At 64.1% G+C, this 18,570-nt stretch carries 17 protein-coding genes; 9 read left to right on the top strand and 8 right to left on the bottom strand.

Annotated features, from left to right (window positions below; translation table 11 throughout):
• Positions 1–67: 67 nt before the first annotated feature.
• Both kdsA and MUU55_RS00560 read right to left on the bottom strand, forming a co-directional pair.
• Positions 68–907: a 3-deoxy-8-phosphooctulonate synthase gene (gene kdsA / locus MUU55_RS00565; RefSeq protein WP_244758832.1), complete on the bottom strand. Its 840-nt coding sequence runs from the start codon at positions 905–907 to the stop codon at positions 68–70.
• Between the two features lies 1 nt (position 908).
• Positions 909–1,802 (bottom strand): VOC family protein, encoded by an 894-nt coding sequence (locus MUU55_RS00560; RefSeq protein ID WP_244758831.1) that lies wholly within the window; start codon positions 1,800–1,802, stop codon positions 909–911.
• A 129-nt stretch (positions 1,803–1,931) separates the two neighbouring features.
• Here MUU55_RS00560 and MUU55_RS00555 point away from each other — a divergent pair, with 129 nt between their 5' ends.
• The 3 genes from MUU55_RS00555 (at position 1,932) to MUU55_RS00545 (ending at position 5,428) form a co-directional block, all read left to right on the top strand.
• The gene (locus MUU55_RS00555) at positions 1,932–3,188 is read left to right on the top strand and encodes an NAD(P)/FAD-dependent oxidoreductase (RefSeq protein WP_244758830.1); all 1,257 of its coding nucleotides are present in this window, start codon (positions 1,932–1,934) and stop codon (positions 3,186–3,188) included.
• Between the two features lie 96 nt (positions 3,189–3,284).
• A complete protein-coding gene (locus MUU55_RS00550; RefSeq protein ID WP_244758829.1) occupies positions 3,285–4,025 on the top strand; it encodes a metallophosphoesterase family protein in 741 nt (246 codons plus the stop codon).
• Positions 4,025–5,428, top strand: coding sequence for a bifunctional serine/threonine-protein kinase/universal stress protein (locus MUU55_RS00545; protein WP_244758828.1), 1,404 nt, complete (start codon positions 4,025–4,027; stop codon positions 5,426–5,428). Before MUU55_RS00550 ends, MUU55_RS00545 begins: the two co-directional genes overlap by 1 nt.
• On the opposite strand, the gene MUU55_RS00540 is transcribed toward MUU55_RS00545, so the two are convergent.
• The gene (locus MUU55_RS00540) at positions 5,429–6,388 is read right to left on the bottom strand and encodes a GlxA family transcriptional regulator (RefSeq protein WP_244758827.1); all 960 of its coding nucleotides are present in this window, start codon (positions 6,386–6,388) and stop codon (positions 5,429–5,431) included.
• Between the two features lie 98 nt (positions 6,389–6,486).
• Here MUU55_RS00540 and MUU55_RS00535 point away from each other — a divergent pair, with 98 nt between their 5' ends.
• Both MUU55_RS00535 and MUU55_RS00530 read left to right on the top strand, forming a co-directional pair.
• Positions 6,487–7,032 (top strand): isochorismatase family protein, encoded by a 546-nt coding sequence (locus tag MUU55_RS00535; RefSeq protein WP_244758826.1) that lies wholly within the window; start codon positions 6,487–6,489, stop codon positions 7,030–7,032.
• Positions 7,033–7,223: 191 nt separating this feature from the next.
• Positions 7,224–8,369 (top strand): ceramide glucosyltransferase, encoded by a 1,146-nt coding sequence (locus tag MUU55_RS00530; RefSeq protein WP_244759833.1) that lies wholly within the window; start codon positions 7,224–7,226, stop codon positions 8,367–8,369.
• A gap of 7 nt (positions 8,370–8,376) precedes the next feature.
• Here the strand turns inward: MUU55_RS00530 and MUU55_RS00525 are convergent, their stop codons facing one another.
• Positions 8,377–8,967: a TetR/AcrR family transcriptional regulator gene (locus MUU55_RS00525; protein WP_244758825.1), complete on the bottom strand. Its 591-nt coding sequence runs from the start codon at positions 8,965–8,967 to the stop codon at positions 8,377–8,379.
• 118 nt (positions 8,968–9,085) lie between these two features.
• Here MUU55_RS00525 and MUU55_RS00520 point away from each other — a divergent pair, with 118 nt between their 5' ends.
• Both MUU55_RS00520 and MUU55_RS00515 read left to right on the top strand, forming a co-directional pair.
• Entirely contained in the window at positions 9,086–10,309 is a 1,224-nt protein-coding gene (locus MUU55_RS00520) for an MFS transporter (protein ID WP_244758824.1), read from the top strand.
• Positions 10,310–10,530: 221 nt separating this feature from the next.
• Complete coding sequence (locus MUU55_RS00515; protein ID WP_244758823.1) at positions 10,531–11,892, top strand: MATE family efflux transporter; 1,362 nt, start codon at positions 10,531–10,533, stop codon at positions 11,890–11,892.
• Positions 11,893–11,949: 57 nt separating this feature from the next.
• Here MUU55_RS00515 and MUU55_RS00510 read toward each other — a convergent pair whose 3' ends face one another.
• The 3 genes from MUU55_RS00510 to tpiA form a co-directional block, all read right to left on the bottom strand.
• Complete coding sequence (locus tag MUU55_RS00510; protein ID WP_244758822.1) at positions 11,950–13,578, bottom strand: CTP synthase; 1,629 nt, start codon at positions 13,576–13,578, stop codon at positions 11,950–11,952.
• 146 nt (positions 13,579–13,724) lie between these two features.
• Positions 13,725–14,237, bottom strand: coding sequence for a preprotein translocase subunit SecG (gene secG / locus MUU55_RS00505; RefSeq protein ID WP_244758821.1), 513 nt, complete (start codon positions 14,235–14,237; stop codon positions 13,725–13,727).
• Positions 14,238–14,369: 132 nt separating this feature from the next.
• Entirely contained in the window at positions 14,370–15,140 is a 771-nt protein-coding gene (tpiA, locus tag MUU55_RS00500; RefSeq protein ID WP_244758820.1) for a triose-phosphate isomerase, read from the bottom strand.
• A gap of 158 nt (positions 15,141–15,298) precedes the next feature.
• On the opposite strand from tpiA, the gene MUU55_RS00495 reads away from it, so the two are divergent.
• Positions 15,299–16,876: a caspase family protein gene (locus MUU55_RS00495; protein ID WP_244758819.1), complete on the top strand. Its 1,578-nt coding sequence runs from the start codon at positions 15,299–15,301 to the stop codon at positions 16,874–16,876.
• A gap of 22 nt (positions 16,877–16,898) precedes the next feature.
• Positions 16,899–17,507, top strand: a complete 609-nt coding sequence (locus tag MUU55_RS00490) for a hypothetical protein (protein WP_244758818.1) — start codon at positions 16,899–16,901, stop codon at positions 17,505–17,507.
• 104 nt (positions 17,508–17,611) lie between these two features.
• Here the strand turns inward: MUU55_RS00490 and MUU55_RS00485 are convergent, their stop codons facing one another.
• A complete protein-coding gene (locus MUU55_RS00485; RefSeq protein WP_244758817.1) occupies positions 17,612–18,496 on the bottom strand; it encodes an alpha/beta hydrolase family protein in 885 nt (294 codons plus the stop codon).
• Positions 18,497–18,570: the final 74 nt, after the last annotated feature.

Genomic DNA, 18,570 nt, shown 5'->3' with positions numbered 1-18,570 from the left:
ATTACAATGGCGTTTCCGCCCAAGAAAAAACGGATGACACGGGATCATGTCATCCGTTTGAAATGTCTTACGCCTTGGCGATGTCGTCGAAGGCGACCAGCTTCTCCAGAAGCCGCGGCATGTCCTTCAGGTACACCATGTTGGGACCGTCGGACGGTGCGTTGTCCGGATCCTCGTGCGTCTCGACGAAGAGGCCGGCAATGCCGACCGCAATGGCAGCGCGCGAAAGGGTCTCGACGAACTTGCGGTCGCCGCCGGACGAACCGCCCTGCCCGCCCGGCTGCTGCACGGAATGGGTCGCGTCGAAGACCACGGGCGCGCCGAGCGACGCCATGATCGGTAGCGAGCGCATGTCGGACACCAGCGTGTTATAGCCGAAGGAGGCGCCACGTTCACAGAGCATGACATTCGGGTTGCCGCTGTCGGTGAACTTGGCAAGCACGTTCTTCATGTCCCAGGGGGCGAGGAACTGGCCCTTCTTGACATTGATGACGCGGCCGGTCTTGGCGGCGGCGACCAAGAGGTCAGTCTGGCGCGACAGGAAGGCCGGAATCTGCAGCATGTCGACGGTCTTTGCGACGACCGCGCACTGCTCTTCCGTATGAATGTCCGTCACGACCGGAAAGCCGAAATCCTTCTTGAGGTCGGCGAAGATTTCCAGTGCCTTCTCAAGCCCGATGCCGCGCTTGCCGGAGAGCGACGTGCGGTTCGCCTTGTCGAAGGACGATTTGTAGACGAGGCCAATGCCGAGCTTGTCGGTCATTTCGACGAGCGCGCCGGCCATCATATAGGCATGGTCGCGGCTTTCCATCTGGCAGGGACCAGCGATCAGCGAGAAGCGCGCTGTCTGCGAAAAGGTGACCTTCCTCGGCCCTTCGCCGACGACAACGGTCGAATTTGTTTGCATTTTATTCTCCGAAGACAAAATGGACGCCCTGACCGGGCGCCGGCGGCACCACGATACGGTTGTCGCGTATCTGTAACATGACACCGCGGTCGGTAAGTGTGCGCTGACAGGCCTCGAGGCTGGCAACCTTGAACACCACCGCCCGCCCCTTCAGGCCACGGTCCGTGCCGGCCACCGGTGCAATACCGTAAAAGCCCTCAAGCCCGGCATCGTTCAGAACGGTGATGCGGCCACGCGGCGTATCGACGGTCATGCCAAAAGACAACGCCTCGACTTCGCGTTCATCGGCCGCTTCCTGCACCAGATACTGGAAATCCGTGGGATTCTGCTCCGACAACACGACTTCGGCAAGGCCGACAACGCCATTCTCATGCACTTCCAGAGCCTTGCGGTCGGAGGGCAATGGCCGGACGCGCTGAGAAGCGAAGAAGAAGAAATCCGGGCTGCGCAGATCCGCGGCAAAGGCGAGCCGGAAGCTTCCGGTTGCGGTGGTGCCGTCCGGCAGCACCATGTCGCGAGAAAATTCAAGCACCGGACCGCCGGAAAGGCCCGCCGAAGCGTAGCGCTTGTCATCGTCCAGCGCATCCGATGTTACCATGGCAATGCCGGAAAAACCTTCGAGACCACGGCGAAAACGGAAGGCCTGGTCCCGTGCCACGAAGGCATTGCCCTCGCGCGCCGCTTCCTCGCATTCCTCGCGATTGGCGATGCCGAGCGGCTCCAGATAGCTGCCATCGGCGAGGAACACACAACAGTTCTCGGTACCGAAGGGATGGCGGGCATCCTTGGCAACAGTAAAACCGAGTGCCGTCAGGCGGTCGCGCGCGACACCGAGATCGGACACCGGCAGCACCAGATGATCGATCGGGCGGGGTGTTCTCGAACTCACGGTCATGGCGAAAAATCCGGTCGTGTTTCAGGCGTCCCGTGCTTTGCATGCTTTGCGCCCGCAATGCAAGCGCGCAGGGCGCCCGTGGCCGACAAGCGGAACTTTTCCGCTGGCCGGCCATTTTGGCCGGACGACTTGCTCCGGAGCCGGCCCATTTCCACACCCCGCGACATCACCCGCCAGCGCGACCTGCACGAATCCCGCCCGCTCTGGGCGGGCTCTTCCCGCCTTTCCCTTCGCCTGCATCGGAAGCCTTCCGCAAGCGACTACGACGTCATCATCGTCGGCGCCGGCATTTCCGGCGCGCTGATGGCGCACGCATTGGCGGATGGAAAGCGCCGCATACTCGTCATCGACCGACGCAAGCCGGTGCACGGAAGCACGCTCGCCAGTACGGCGATGATCCAGCACGAGATCGACATCCCGCTGCACAAGCTGGCGGACATGATCGGTCAAGGCAATGCCCGGCGCGCCTGGCAGCGCTCCGCCCGCGCGGTCGAGCAACTCTCGCGGATCGTTGCGGACCTGAAGATTTCCTGCGGCTTCGAACGCAAGAAAACGCTTTTTCTGGCCGGCGACACCTATGGCCAGCGCGCCCTTCGCGCCGAAGTGGAGGCCCGTCGGGCCGCCGCGATAGACGCGGAGTTCCTCGACGGCCACGCCCTCGCCGACCGCTTCGCCATACACCGCACCGGCGCCATCCTCAGCGACATCTCCGCCTCCGCCAATCCGGCCCGGATGGCGGCGGGCATTTTGCGCGCGGCGATGGCGCACGGCGTCGAATTGGTCAGCCCTCTCGAGATCACCGATGTGCGCGCAACGCCTGCAGGCGGCGTTTTCCTTGCGACGTCGGAGGGCGGGATTCTCTCCGCCGCGCATGCCGTCTTCTGCTCGGGCTACGAGTTCCTCGAGGCTGTCGCGGACAAGAACCACGCCATCGTCTCCACCTGGGCGCTGTCCACACCGCCCGGCACAAAGCTGCCGGATTGGCTGAAAGACTGCATCGTATGGGAAGGCGCCGATCCCTATCTCTATCTGCGCCGCACCCGCGACGGCCGGCTGATCGTCGGCGGCGAGGACGAGGACAGCGAAGACGCCTATAAGTCGCGCTCGAAACTCCGCCAAAAGGCCAGGATCATCCGCCGAAAGGCGGAAACCCTGCTCGGCACCGCACTGCCGGAGCCGGATCATGTTTGGGCGGCCCCCTTCGGCATCACCCGTACAGGCCTGCCGCTAATCGGCCGCGTGCCGAACCTGCCCGACGTCTTCGCCGTCATGGGCTTCGGCGGCAACGGCATCACCTTCAGCCAGATCGCCGCCGAGATCGTTTCGTCGGATATTGCCGGCCACGACGATGGCGACGCGGATCTCTTTGCCTTCGGACAATCCTGACGAAACGCAACTCCACGGGTCCATATTCCCCTTCCGTCGAATGGCTGCCTGCTGCAAGGCGCGCTATGCTGCGTCACCGCAATCGTTTGGAAGACCATGCTGCTTGCCATCCTCTCCGATATTCACGGCAACCGAGAAGCCTTCGAAGCCGTGCTTGCCGCCGCGGATGCGGCGGGTGCGGAGCGTTTCGTCGTGCTCGGCGATATCGTCGGCTACGGCGCCGATCCGGAATGGTGCGCGGAAACGGCGCGGGCGCTTACGCAAGCCGGCGCCATCGTGCTGCGTGGCAACCATGACGATGCCGTCGGCAATGCCTCCGTCACGATGAACCAGACGGCGACAATGGCGCTTGAATGGACCCGCCGGCAGCTCGGCAGCGATACGCGCGCCTTTCTCGCCGGCCTGCCCTTCAAGGCGCGTGACGGGGATTGCCTCTTCGTGCATGCCGATGCGAGCGCGCCGTCCGATTGGAACTACGTTCTGGACGCCAGCGATGCCGGCCAGCACCTGGATGCCTGCGAGGCGCGCGTCAGTTTCTGCGGCCATGTTCACAAGCCGGCGCTCTACTGCAGCGCCGTCGGTGGCAGGATCACGCATTTCTGCCCGGTGGCGGCAACGCCGGTGCCGCTCCTGCAGCAGCGCCGCTGGCTTGCCGTGATGGGAGCGGTCGGCCAGCCGCGCGACGGCAATCCCTGCGCCGCCTTCGCGCTCTACGATACGGAGAATGCCGAGCTCCGCTTCCTGCGCGCCGCCTACGACGTGGAGACCGCGGCCGGCAAGATTCGTGCTGCCGGTCTGCCGCTCTCGCTCGCCGACCGGCTGTTCGAGGGGCGCTGATGGTCAAGGCACGTCTGCAACCCGGCGATGAAATCGATGGTTTCGTCGTCGAGTCCATCGCCCACAACGGCGGCATGGCGCGGATCTGGAAGGTCTCGCGACCGGATATCGCCCATCCCATCCTCATGAAGGTGCCGGTCATCGGCGAAGGCGACGACCCCGCCGCCATCGTCGGCTTCGAGATGGAGCAGATGATCCTGCCGCGCCTTTCCGGTCCGCATGTGCCGCGCTTCGTCGCCAACGGCGATTTCGCGACGCTTCCCTACATCATCATGGAGCGGCTGCCCGGCACCTCGCTCTATCCGCTGATCGAGCGCCTGCCGCTGCCGCCAGAGGAGGTTGCCGCCATCGGCGCCAAGGTCGCTGTCGCGCTCGATTCGCTGCACCGGCAGAATGTCGTGCATCTCGATCTCAAGCCCTCCAATGTCATGTTCCGCGAGAGCGGCGAAGCGGTGCTGATCGACTATGGCCTCGCCCGCCATATCCACCTGCCGGACCTGATGGACGAGCAGTTTCGCCTGCCCTATGGCACCGCCCCCTATATGGCGCCCGAGCAGGTACTCGGCACGCGCAGCGATTTTCGCAGCGACCTCTTCGCGCTCGGCGTCATGCTCTATTTCTTCGCGACCGGCGAGCGCCCCTTCGGCGATCCGCAACGGCTGAAGGGCCTGAAACGGCGGCTCTGGCGCGATCCGCTGCCGCCGCGCGCCCGCAACACGTCGATCCCGCCGGCCCTGCAGGAAATCATCCTGCGCTGCCTGGAGGTGAACCCCGCCTGGCGTTACCCGAGTGCAGCCCAGCTCGCCCTCGATCTGCAGGATCTGTCCTCCGTCAAGCTCACCGCGCGGGCGGAGAAAATGAAACGTGACTCCTTCGGCACGGTGCTGCGCCGCCGTTTCAACCCCGTGCCCATCGAGACCGTGAAGCCGCAGACGGCGGAGACGCAGCGTGCAAACGCCCCGATCGTCGCGGTGGCGATCGATCTTGCAGGCGGCACGCCCGAGCTTGCCGAAGCGAAGCGTCGAACGGTCGCGCGCATCATCGAAAACACGCCCGATGCCCGCATCGCCTGCCTCAATGTCCTGAAGATCAACCGCATCGCCCTCGATACCTCCCTTGATGACGAAGGCCGCAACAAGCATGTGATGCGTCTGGTCGAACTGCGCACCTGGTCCACCGGCCTGCCGACGCCGGGCGGCGGTATCACGTTCCATGTGCTGGAAGCCGTTTCGCCGGCCGATGCGATCCTCAAATATGCGCGCGAAAACTATGTCGACCATATCGTAATGGGCGCGCGGGCCGAATCGGCGATGCGCTCGATGCTCGGCAGCGTTTCCGGCGAGGTGGCCGCCCATGCCCCCTGCACCGTGACCGTCGTGCGCAACCGCCAACGCCCCGAATAGTCAGGAGCGGAAACGCTTGCGATACTCCCCCGGCGTCAGCCCGACGATGCGCGCGAAGACTTTGCGGAACGCGCCGGGATCGTTGTAACCCACATCCAGCGCGACGATATCGACCGACCGCGCCGTGAACTGCAACAGTTCCTGCGCCTTGGCGACCCGAAGGCGCTGGTAATAATCCGAGGTCGTGAGCCCCGTCGCCTTGCGGAAGCGCCGGAGGAACGTGCGCTCTTCCAATCCGGCCTGGGCGGCCAGCACATCCACCGCCGTCTCCTTCGCCTCGTTGGCCTGGAGGAAATGCTGCACCTTGAGAATGGCCGCATCGCCGTGCAGCAGACGCGGCGAAAAGGTGCTGTAGTAACGCTGCTCTCGGCCGGGTGGATCGACGACGAACTGGCGCGCGACGTCCAGCATGATCGTCGGCCCCAGGAAGCGGTCGATCAGCTTCAGGCCGAGATCGACCCAAGCCATCACACCTCCCGCCGTCACGATATCGCCATCGTCATTGAGCAGCCGGTCGGTATCGACGAAGACATCCGGAAAACGCACTTCGAATGTTTCCGCAATGACCCAGTTGGTGGTGATCGTGCGCCCGGAAAGCAGGCCGGTTTCCCCGAGAAGAAAGGCGCCGGCGCATATCGAGGCGAGCTGGATGCCGGAAGCGTGGCATTCCCGCAACCAGGCGGCAAAGGGCGCCGCATCTTCGCGGAGGATAGGATCCCCGAGAGCCGGCGGCAGCACGAGCACGGCGGGCGTCGCCGCCGCCTCCGGCACGTCGCTGGCATTCGTGCGCACCGGCTTGCCATCCTCCAGCCGCCAGTGGCTCACCCGGATCGCCGCGCCGGCCCCGCACTTCGCCTGCGCCAGATGCGTTGCCGAATTGAAAAGGTCCGTCATGCCCAGCACGGCCGCCATCTGCGCGCCGGGATAGAGCACCAGTCCGATTTCGGCCGAGGACGCCATGTCACTTTCACCCTTGATTATGTCGGTATCGCCAATGGCCAGAAATGGCAGTCTGGAGGCAGAATGTCCACGACATCAACTCAGGACAAGGATTTCCCATGAGCAAACGCGCCATCATCATCGTCGATCTCCAGAAGGACTATCTCGCCTCGGGCAGCTTCGCGCTTGACGGCATCGATGCCGCCGCGGAAAACGCCGCCCGCGTCGTCGCCGCTGCCCGCGACCGGGGCGACAGGATCGTCCATGTCCACCATGTCTCAAAGGAAGCCGATTCGCCGCTCTTTGCGCCGGACACGGACGGTATCAGCCCCATCGCAGCGGTGAAGCCCGAGGCAGGCGACACCGTGGTCATCAAGAACTACCCGAACTCCTTCCGCGACACGGCCCTGCATGACACGCTGCAAGCGGGCGGCATTGAGGAGGTCGTGGTCGTCGGCGCCATGAGCGACGTCTGCATCGACGCCACGGCCCGCGCCGCCGCCGATCTCGGCTATGACCTGACCGTGGTGCACGACGCCTGCGCGACGCGCGACAAGACCTTCGGCGATTCGGTCGTACCCGCGGCCCAGGTGCACGCCACCATCATGTCGGCGCTGGAGTTCGGCTACGGCAAGGTCACGACCACCGCCGCATTTCTCTCCTGAACCATAGGCCTCGAAAACTTCAATGTCTTCCTCCCCTTCTCCGCCGCATGAAGGGGAGGAACCGGCATTTCAGGCGTCACCGCCCCGCCCGTCATTCCCCTGTCATGTGACAATGGTGTTCCTTCGCGCGTGAATGCACCTCGGCAGACGCGCCTCGAGCGCAGCGCCTTTCGGAGACTGCGTGAATGGACATGGCTCAGGCCTTCGCCCTTGCCTCGGGCGCTCTCGTCGCGACCAATCTCGTCAGCATCCTCATCGCCGGCAGGCGACTGGATGCGACCGGTGCGCCGCCGCCGGATCTGCGCAAGAAGCCGCCCGTCTCCCTCGTCGTTCCCGTCCGCGGCATCGAGAATTTTACCGCCGAGACGCTGGAGCGTGCCTTCCGCCTCACCTGGCCGCGCTACGAACTGCTGTTCTGCGTTGCCCATGGCAATGACCCGGTCATCCCGGAAATCGAGAAGGCTGCCATTGCCTACCCGCATGTCGAGATGCGCATCCTGGTCGGCGACGACCGTATCAGCGCCAATCCAAAGCTGAACAATTGCGTGAAGGGCTGGCAGGCGGCCCGGTACGACTGGGTCATCCTCGCTGATTCCAACGTGCTGATGCCGCCGGAATATATCCAGCACCTCATGGGCAGCTGGCGGAGCGATTCCGGCCTCGTCTGCTCCACGCCGCTCGGCTCGCGCCCGGAGGGCTTCTGGGCGGAAGTCGAGTGCATGTTCCTCAACACCCAGCAGGCGCGTTGGCAATATGCCGGCGAGGCCGTCGGCCTCGGCTTCGCGCAAGGCAAGAGCATGCTGTGGTACAAGCCGATGCTCGATGCCAATGGCGGAATCCATGCGCTGAATGCGGAAATCGCCGAAGACGCCGCCTCCACCAAGCTGGTCAACCGTCTCGGTTTGAAAGTCCACCTCGTCTCCGCCCCCTTCGAGCAGCCGCTCGGTCGCCGCACGGAGCAGGAGATCTGGTCGCGCCAGGCCCGCTGGTCACGCCTGCGCCGTGTGACGTTTCCGGGTTTCTTCGCGCCGGAGATTCTTCTCGGCGTGCTGCCGCCGCTCCTGCTTGCGCTTGCCGCCGTCGCACTCGGCGACCTGACACTTCTGCCCACGGTGCTGGCGGTGCTCGTTGCCATCTATCTGCCGGAGGTCGCCCTTGCGCGCTCCAAGGGCTGGCGCCTGTCGCGCTGGTCCGTGCCGGCGATGATGGTGCGCGATGTCATGATGCCGGCCATCTGGCTGCGTGCCTGGATCGGCGGCGCCATCGACTGGCGCGGCAATACGATGACGATCGGCACCAATGCTTCGGAACTGAAGGAAGCTCCGGCGGGCTCGTGAAAGCCCGTCAGCTCCTCGTGCGCAGGCCTTCCAGCAGGATGCGAAACCCGCGCACCGCGCGTTTCGACGTCCCCTCCGGATCGTCGGAATTGGCGATCCACAGCGCCGCATGGCTGCTTGCCCCGTTGATCAGCCGCGCGGCACCCTCCGTGTCGATATCGGCCATCACGCCGTCGGCCTTCAACTGGTCGATGCTGCCGCTGAGGGCGGCGATACAGCCGTTGTTGGTCGGCCATTGCGAGATATCCCCAAGCACGGCCGGCCCGTCACGGAACATGATGCGCTGGATTTCGGGCTCCAGCGCCATCTCGATATAGGCGACGCATTCGTCCACGAAACCCTGCCAGCGGTTCGGCGCGGCAGACGAAATCCGGTGGAGCCGGACCGTCATTTCCGCATCGATTTCCCGGATGACCGCCTGCAGCAGCCCCTTTTTATCACCGAAATGATGGTAGAGCGCGCCGCGCGTCAGCCCGGCATGGCCAGTGAAGTCGTCCATCGAGGAACCCGCATAGCCGACCGTGCCGAAGGCGTGGCGTCCGGCGGCGATCAGCTTTGCCCTGGTTTCAGCGATCATTTCCTCGCGCGGTTTGCGCATGGAGCCTCCTGTTCACATACGGCGCGTATTTTATTTGACATACGCCACGTATGCAACTACTTCTTAGACATACGCCACGTATGTAAGTGGTGGAACCGCCCGTTTACAGGAGCAGGCCATGTCCAATCCGTATAAACAAATCTTCAGCGTGCCGGGAACCAAGGCGTTTTCCGCCGCCGGCTTCCTCGCCCGCCTTCCCATCGCCATGGCGCCGATCGGCATCGTCGCCATGCTCTCGCAGACGCACGGGGAATATTGGCTCGCCGGCGCCGTATCGGCGACCTATGCGCTGACAAATGCCCTCATAGCGCCGCAGATCTCGCGCGCGGTCGATCGCTTCGGCCAGTCTGTCGTTCTGGCACCGACGACAACAATCTCCGTGCTGGCCTTCCTCGCCCTGATCGCCGCCGCCAACCAGAGCTGGCCAACCTGGACGCTTTTTGCCGCCGCCTTCCTCGCCGCCGCCATGCCCAGCATGCCCGCCATGCTGCGCGCCCGCTGGACCGAGATTTTTCGCGACAGGCCGGAACTCAATACCGCCTTCGCCTTCGAATCGGCGGCGGACGAGCTGGTCTATATCGCCGGCGCCTCGCTGTCGGTCGGCCTTGCCGTGGCGCTCTTCCCCGAGGCCGGCATGCTGATCAGCACGGCCTTCCTGGCGCTCGGCACCCTCGCCTTCGTGCTCCAGCGTGCAACAGAACCGGCCGTACGCCATGTCGCCGGCAGCACGCCGCAAAAATCGGCGATCCGGCTGCGCCCGGTGCAGATCATCACGCTCGCTCTCGTCTTCGTCGGCGCCACCTTCGCCACGGCCGAAGTCAGCGCGGTCGCGATCACCAAGGACCTTGGCCAACCGAATGCCGCCAGCGTCGTCATCGGAGTCTACGCCATCGGCTCTTTCGTCGTCGGCCTCGTGCTCGGCGCGCTGAACCCGAAGCTGGCGCTCCAAAAGCAACTGATGATCGCCGTCACCATCCTGGCGCTCACCGCCCTGCCGCTGCCCTTCGCCGGCACGGTGCCGCTGCTGGCCATTGCCGTCTTCGTCAGCGGCGTCGCGATCTCGCCGACCTTCATCACCGCCTTCGGCATCGTCGAGCGCCGCGTGCCCGAGGCCATGCTGACGGAAGGCATCACATGGGTCACCACCGGTATCGGTATCGGCATGGCGCTCGGCGCCTTCGTCGCCGGCTGGGCCGTCGATACGTTCGGCTCGCAAAATGGATTCTGGGTCTCGGTCGTCGCCGGCCTCAGCGCCGCACTGACCATCGCAATCGGTCAGCGCACGCTCGCCGGCGAGGATTGCGACGGCGGCGTCTGCCCGCTGCCGCAGGCCGCAGAGTAGAACCGCAAGGCCCGGCCGCAGCGCGCCGGGCCTTCGCCATCCGCCCTTGACGTCACCACATCATGCCGGTAACGAGCGCATCAAGGTCACAGATACCTGCCGCTCGCAGACGAAAGTCCCGGTGAAATCTGGTTTCAAACGACCCCGACCCTCGAAGCATTTCGTGCGGCAGGCAATGCGAGCCCCTTCCTCCAGACGAAATGCGCCATGAGGAGAGCGGGATGTCGCAAGGCACTGCCAATCCATTTCTGACCGCGCCGCTTGGCGCGCTTTTCGCGAAGACCGCCTCCCCCGTTGTCTTCGTCATGAGCATGAACGGGCTTCTGACCGTCGTGGATGCCGTCATGCTCGGCCTCTATGCCGGGCCGGAGGCGGTGGCTGCCGTCACGGCGGTCTTTCCCGTCTTCATGCTGCTGGTGGCGCTCGCCACCCTTGTCGGCAGCGGCATGGCGAGCCTGCTCGCCCGCTGGCTCGGCGCCGCCGATCTGCCGGCCGCGCGGGAAATCTTCCGTGCCGCCCACTATATGGCGCTCGGTATCGGTGCGGCCTTCATCCTGGCCTTTCTCGTCTGCGGCTCCGCGCTTGTCGGCGCTATCGCGAACGGTTCGCAAAGCCTGGAAACGCTCGCCTACAGCTACATCTCGATCGTCGTCTTCTTTTCACCGATCCAGCTTCTTCTGGCGGTCAATGTCGATGCACTCCGCTGCGAGGGCCGCGTGGGCCTGATGGCGCTTGCCAGCGTCGTCATCTCGCTTGCCAACCTCGTCTTCAACTATGTCCTGATCGTGCACTTCGACATGGGTGTCGCCGGCTCCGCGCTCGGCACGGTATTGGCACAAATGCTTGCGCTGGGCTTTCTGTTCGTCTTCAGAACCATGGGGCGAACCAACCTGCGGCTCGCGGACATCGTCTCGCCCCCGACACGGCTATCCGGCGCGATGCGGGAAATCCTCGCCCTCGGCGCCCCGCAAAGCCTCGGCTTCATCGGCCTCGCATTGGTGTCCGCCACGGTCATCGCCGCCTTGCAGGCTTCCGCAGGCAGCGCCTACGAGCCGCTGGTCACAGCCTATGGCATCGTCACGCGTATCCTGACCTTCACCTATCTGCCGCTGCTTGGCATGAGCCAAGCCGTCCAGGCGATCCTCGGCCAGAACCGTGGCGCCGGCCTCACCCGCCGCGCCGACGCGACATTGCGCCTCGGTCTGTCGGTCGTCTTCGTCTATTGCCTCGCCATCCAGGCATCCCTCATCGCATTTCCAGATGCGATCGGTGCGATGTTCGTTGACGACAGGGTCGTCATCGACGCCATCGCCCGCATCATGCCCGTCATGACGGCACTCTACGTGGTGTCCGGCCCGCTGATGGTCATCGCCGGCTATTTCCAGGCCATCGGCGATGCGAAGCGCGCGGCGGTACTGAGCCTTGCGAAACCCTATCTCTTCACGATGCCGCTGGTCCTGGTCCTGACCATGGCATTCGGTGAAAGAGGTTTGTGGTTCGCCATGCCCACGGCCGACGCATTGCTGCTCGTCCTGACGGCCATCGTTCTCCGACAGGCCGCATCCCGTCCCTCCGGCCAATAAAAAACCGCCCGGAGCGACAGCACCGGGCGGTTTCGAAACACGATATCCTGCCGCAGATCAGACGAGGCGGCTCTGTTCCAGCGCCGCTTCGACGAAGCTTGCGAACAGCGGATGTGGATCGAGCGGACGGCTCTTCAGTTCCGGATGGTACTGAACGCCGATGAACCACGGGTGATCCGGGTATTCGACCGTCTCCGGCAGCACGCCATCCGGCGACATGCCGGAGAAGACGAGGCCGCAGCTCTCGAGCTTCTGCTTGTAGTCGACATTCACCTCGTAGCGGTGGCGATGGCGCTCGGAAATATCGGTCGAGCCGTAGATATCGGCGATCTTCGTGCCGCCCTTGAGCGCGGCGCGGTAGGCGCCAAGGCGCATCGTACCGCCGAGATCGCCCGAAGCCGAACGCTTCTCCAGGTCGTTGCCCTTCACCCATTCCGTCATCAGGCCGACGACCGGCTCGGCCGTCTTGCCGAATTCGGTGGACGAGGCCTTGTCGATGCCGGCGAGGTTGCGGGCCGCTTCCACGACCGCCATCTGCATGCCGAAGCAGATACCGAAATACGGCACCTTGCGCTCGCGGGCGAACCGCGCCGCATTGATCTTGCCTTCCGAACCGCGCTCGCCAAAACCGCCGGGAACGAGGATGCCGTGCACCTTCTCCAGATACGGCGCCGGGTCTTCCTTCTCGAAGATCTCCGACTCGATCCATTCGAGCTTGACCTTGACGTGGTTGGCGATGCCGCCGTGGTACAGCGCCTCGATCAGCGACTTATAGGCGTCCTTGAGGCCGGTGTACTTGCCGACGATGGCGATCGTCACCTCGCCCTCGGGCGTCTTGATGCGATCGGACACCTTCTGCCAGGCTTCGAGGCGCGGCTTCGGCGCCGGTTCGATGCCGAAGGCGGCCAGCACCTCGTCGTCGAGGCCTTCCTTGTGATAGGCGAGCGGCACGTCGTAGATCGAGGAGACGTCGAGCGCCTGGATCACGGCCGTCGCCCGCACGTTGCAGAACAGCGACAGTTTTTTGCGCTCGGCCTCCGGGATTTCGCGGTCGGCGCGCACCAGCAGGATATCCGGGTGGATGCCCATGGCCTGCAGTTCCTTGACGGAGTGCTGCGTCGGCTTGGTCTTCAGCTCGCCGGCGGCCGGGATATAGGGCATCAGCGTCAGGTGGACATAGACGGCCGTGCCGCGCGGCAGATCGTTGCCGAGCTGGCGGATCGCCTCCATGAACGGCATCGCCTCGATATCGCCCACCGTGCCGCCGATCTCGCAGATGACGAAGTCGTAGTCGTCATTGCCTTCGGTGACGAAGTTCTTGATCTCGTTGGTAACGTGCGGAATGACCTGCACGGTCGCGCCGAGATAGTCGCCGCGGCGTTCCTTGTCGATGATGTTCTTGTAGATGCGACCGGTGGTGATGTTGTCGGTCTTGGTGGCCGAGCGGCCGGTAAAGCGCTCGTAGTGGCCAAGGTCGAGGTCGGTTTCCGCACCATCGTCGGTGACGAAGACCTCGCCGTGCTGCGTCGGGCTCATGGTGCCCGGATCGACATTGAGATAGGGGTCCAGCTTCCGGAGGCGGACGCGGTAACCGCGGGCCTGAAGGAGAGCTCCGAGTGCAGCGGCCGCGATGCCTTTTCCGAGGGAAGAAACCACGCCGCCTGTGATGAATACATATCGCGCCATGGGAGTCACCGCATACCTTTTCAAAATCAACTACGCCACCGAAAAATCACCTTGCTCGTGATTTCGGAAGTCGCAATCGGCGTTTTACACAGAAGAAGGCCGGTTGGTGTGACGCAACCGGCCGGTTTGTTTTTTGCTTTTGCGGCTTACTGGCCGCTCGGAACGCCGGCGTTACCGCCCGTGCCCGTGGTCGCGCCACCCGCCGCGCCGGTATCCGTCGTCGTCGTGGTGTTGCCGGTGCCGGTTGCCGCGCCGCCTTCGGTCGGAACGGCATCGGTGCCGGTCGTCGCGGGCGTCTGGTTGGTGGTGTTCGTGTTGTTCTCAGTGCCCTGATTCTGCTGGCTGCCTTCCGACGGCTTCTCCGCACCGCCAAGGGCGTCGAGAACGCCACCCGTACCGGTCGTGCCGGGGATGCGGTCGAGAATGTCCGTCGGCTGTGATTCCCAGCGGGCGATGATGCCCATGCCGAGCGCCAGCACGAAGAACAGCGTCGCGAGGATCGCCGTGGTGCGCGTCAGGGCATTGGCCGTGCCGCGCGCCGACATGAAGCCGGAGCCGCCGCCGATGCCGAGGCCGCCGCCTTCCGAACGCTGGATCAGCACGACGCCGATCAGCGCGACGACGACCATGAGATAGATGACGAGCAAAATGGTCTGCATGTTTAAGGATCCCGGCCAGACGGCCCAAAATTCAGGTTTGCGGCTCAATATACCAAGCCGTGCGCCATTCCAAGCCCTTCCCGCCAATCCGCCCGCCCTTTTGATCGGGCAGGCGAACGATCAGAGCGGGTATCAGGCCGTCAGTGCTTCGTATGCGCGGTAGATGGCGAGGAAGTCGTCGGATTTCAAGCTCGCGCCGCCGATCAGCGCGCCGTCAACATTGGCGACACCCATCAGTTCCTTGGCATTGCCGGGCTTGACCGAACCGCCATAGAGAATGCGCATCTTGGCACCCTCGCCTGCGAACCGGCCCTTGAGTTCGGCGCGCATGAAGGCATGCGCCTCTTCCACATCGGCTGCCGTCGGCGTAAGGCCGGTGCCGATCGCCCAGACGGGCTCATAGGCGATGACCGTGTTTTCGGCGGTCGCACCATCCGGCACGGAGCCGGCGAGCTGCGTCTTCAGAACGTCCAGCGTCTTGCCGGCCTTGCGCTCTTCGCCGGTCTCGCCGATGCAGATGATGGCAACGAGGTCGTTCGCATAGGCGGTTTCCGCCTTGGCGCGCACCAGTGCATCGCTTTCCTTGTGATCAGTGCGGCGCTCCGAATGGCCGACGATCACATGGGTGCCGAAGCAATCGGCGATCATTTCGGCCGAGACATCGCCGGTATGGGCGCCGGAGGCCTTTTCATGGCAATCCTGCGCGCCGATCTGCAAAGGGCTATCGGTGCAGAGCGCCGTCGCCACATAGAGCAGCGTCGCCGGCGGGCAGATCAGCGTTTCGACCTTTTCGGAAAGCGGTCCCATCACGCCTTCAGCCATCGCCTTGATCTGGTCGAGCGATGCGCGCGTGCCGTTCATTTTCCAGTTTCCGGCAACAAGCGGGGTTACGTCCGGTGTCATGAGGCCTCCCTATTCCTGAACTTTTCTCGGCTTGCGGCGTAGCAAATCGAAGCCCGCAAGAAAAGCCGGCATGTGATCGCACAAATCCGAATATTCGCGGGATCTGATCCGTGACCATAGATATCGCGATCTGCGTATGAGGAAGGCGGAAGGGGCACATGCTTCCCTCGAGACTGGGTATCTTCCTTGTCCTGACGGTGCTGCTGTCGGCCGGCAGCGCCGCCCCGCAGGATTCGGCCTCCGCCGGCGGCCAGACACGCGGCCTGATGGGCATCAAGACCGAGGTGGAAAAGATCACCGCCGGCGATACGCTAACGGTGCCTGCCGCCTCGTTCCAGCGCATGGCGCTTGTCATCGGCATGTCGGCCTACACATCGATTTCGCCCCTGAAGAACACCGCCTCCGACGCTCGTGCCGTCGCCGATATGCTGCAACGCCTCGGCTTCACGGTGGATTTTGCGATCGACATTCCCCTAAGCCAGATGCAGGAGACCGTCGCCGCCTTCTCGCGCAAGGTCGAGACCGCAGATATCGCCGTCGTCTACTATGCCGGCCACGGCGTCGAGGCTTCGGGAGAAAACTATCTCGTGCCTGTCGATATCAAGGTCGACGACCCGGCCACGATCCCGGCGCAGGCGCTCAGCCTCACGTCCGTCCTGCGCAGCGTCGAGCGGGCCCGGAAACTGCGCATCGTCATTCTCGATTCCTGCCGCAACAACCCTTTCCCCGCGCTTGCCGGCGCCGCCGCCGACGACGGCGCAAAACTTGGGAGAGATGGACTGCTGGCGCCCGACCCGTCGCAGGGCATGCTGGTGATCTATGCCGCCGAAGGTGGGAAGGTGGCGCTCGACGGTGACGGGGAGCACAGTCCCTTCGCTACCGCCATCCTCGAAAACCTGCCCAGGCCGAATGTCGAGATAGGCCTGGTTTTCCGCCAGGTGCGCGACCGCGTGATGTCGCTCACCGCCAACCGTCAGCAGCCGCATTTCTACGGCTCCCTGTCCGGCGCCCCCTATTTCCTTGCCGGCGAGGATGCTGCTGTCGCCGATATCGCCGACAAGGCCTCGCAATGGCAGGCGCTGAAGCCCGAGCAGGAAGTGCAGCTCGCCGCCCTTGCCGGAGAGGGTAACACACGCGCCATGCTCGGCCTCGGCTACATGGCGCTGACCCCGGATACGAAAAAATTCAAGCCGGAAAAGGCCCTCGAATATTTCCGTACGGCCGCCGATGCCGGCGATACGGAAGCGATGTTCGAACTCGGCAAGCTCCATGAAAAGGGTATCGGCACGGCGCAGAACGTGCCGGAAGCGATCAAGCTCTACCAGCGCGCCGCCGATCTCGGCTTCGCCGATGCGATCAACGACCTCGGTTTCCTCTATTACCAGGGAGCGGAAGGGTTACCGCGCGATCCGAAAAAGGCCGTCGAGCTCTTCATTCGCGCCGCAGACTTGCGCCACCCGCAGGCGATGTTCAACGTCGCGGCCCTCATCGATGACGGGCTGGTTCCGGGCAAGACGCCGGAGGACGCCGCCAGCTATCTCTATCAAGCCTTGCGCTCGGGCGTGGACGACGTTCTCCAGCAGCTCTCGACGCGGCCGACCATGTTCAAGCCTGAAACGCGGCGGGCGCTGCAGGCCGAGCTTAGCCGCAACAAGTTCTACAAGGGCACAATCGACGGCGATATCGGCGCGGGCACGCAACGCAGTATGCGCATCGCCTTCGGTCAGGCGGAATGACCAAATGCAAGAGGAGGAAGGCATGATCAAATCGACCCATTTCCGTTCGATCCAGGCTGTGCTTTTGGCCGGCGCTCTCACCCTTTCCACCATGCCCGATGTCCGGGGACAGACGGGTCCCGGCGACGGCGAGAGCACGCAGGGAAGCGTGGGCAGCAGCGCTGCTTCGACAAATGTCGCGGTTCCGACGGACTACCTCACATCCTCGATCGTGAAGAACATCGACGGCGCGCGTGCCGAGTGCGGCAGCTATGATCCCGTCTACCGCATCGACTGCCTGCGCCAGCGCCTGGCCGATATCGCCCGGCGCATCCCTGCCGGACCCGCCTATTCCGAAGCGCGCCAGATCATCAGCCGCGCCTCCAGCAAGCTCGGCCGCATCCAGGCCGGTGTCGTCGACAGGAAAGCGCCGACTAAGCGCTCAAGGGCCAATCCCCGGCTCAAGCAGGCAAAAATCTATGCCGCGGCCAAGCGCGAAAAGCTGGGCAAGGCGATGGAGCAGGCGCGGCAGGTCATCGAGGAGGCAGAAACGCAATTGCTGCGCGCCGCCGAAAACTCGGACAAGCGCGCCGGTCACTACCAGAAGATCGCCGCTGCCCTCGACTCGACGAAGGTGCTTTTGCGCTCCTAGGGCTCTTCACGGGAAAAATGGGAGCCGGTTTTCTCAAAAAAGACAGACGAAAACAAAAACATGGAGCCTGCTTGGTTCAGAACGAACCTGCCAGCCTCTATGCCCTATTGCGCAAAAAGCCAGTTCAGCGTCTCTCGCCAGTCCGTCATGCGCACCGGCGTGCCGTGTCCACCGGTCTGAAACAGCACGAAGCGGGCAGGCACGCCGGCCTTGCGCAGCTTGCGAAAGACCGCGATCTGGTCATTGGCCGCATAGACGCTGTCGCTGTCGCCATGGGTGAAGAAAACCGGCAGCTTCGCCTTGAAGGCCGGCGTCTTGACGTAGTCGCCATCGGCAGCGCCTCCCATCAGCACCATGCCCGCGAGGCTTTTAACGGCCGCCGTATCGCGCGCCACCCGTGCGCAGATGAAGCTGCCCATGGAGGCGCAGGCAAGGATGACGGGCGCATCGGGCGAAAGCGCCTTCGCGTGCAGGACGAGGCCCGCAATGCGCGCAGCGCCCGCATCGTCGAAGGATGGCACGCTCGGTGCATAGTAGACGCCGCCGCCGCGCACCGCGAGGTTCTTCAGCCGGTTAAAATTGCCGCCGAAGCTCCAGTCGTTGCTGCCGAGCCTGCGGTCGCCGCCGCGGCCGTGGATGAAAATGACCGTGAAGGCGGCCCCCTCGCCCTTGCCGGTCATCGTCACGTCGATCGGGCCGGCAGGCGTTTCGATCGTCACATTCTGCTGCGCCTTTTTTACCGCCGTCGAGACATAGGTCGATTTCACCCGGCGTTCCGGCACCTGGTCGCGCCCGTTGATATCGCGCATTTCCTGATAGTCGACGACCCGGAGCGCTCCGTCATCCGTCGTCTCGGCCACCGTGCCATAGCCGAACAGCTCGTCCTTCCACGGCTGGAGCGTCACCGCCATCGCATCCTGCATGCCCATGCCGGCGAGGATACCGGCGAAAACCAGCCTTTTCAGGCAATGAACTGTGGACTGACGCATGAACGGGGGCTCCTTGAGGCTCGCGATACTTGCCATCCACCCGCCCGCAACGCAATCCTTGGCACAGCGGTTGG

It is taken from the genome of Shinella curvata, assembly GCF_022899935.1.
Taxonomy (GTDB): Bacteria; Pseudomonadota; Alphaproteobacteria; order Rhizobiales; family Rhizobiaceae; genus Shinella; species Shinella curvata.
The sequence above is the reverse complement of the archived record's forward strand: the minus strand, read 5'-3'. Positions and strand labels throughout refer to the sequence as shown.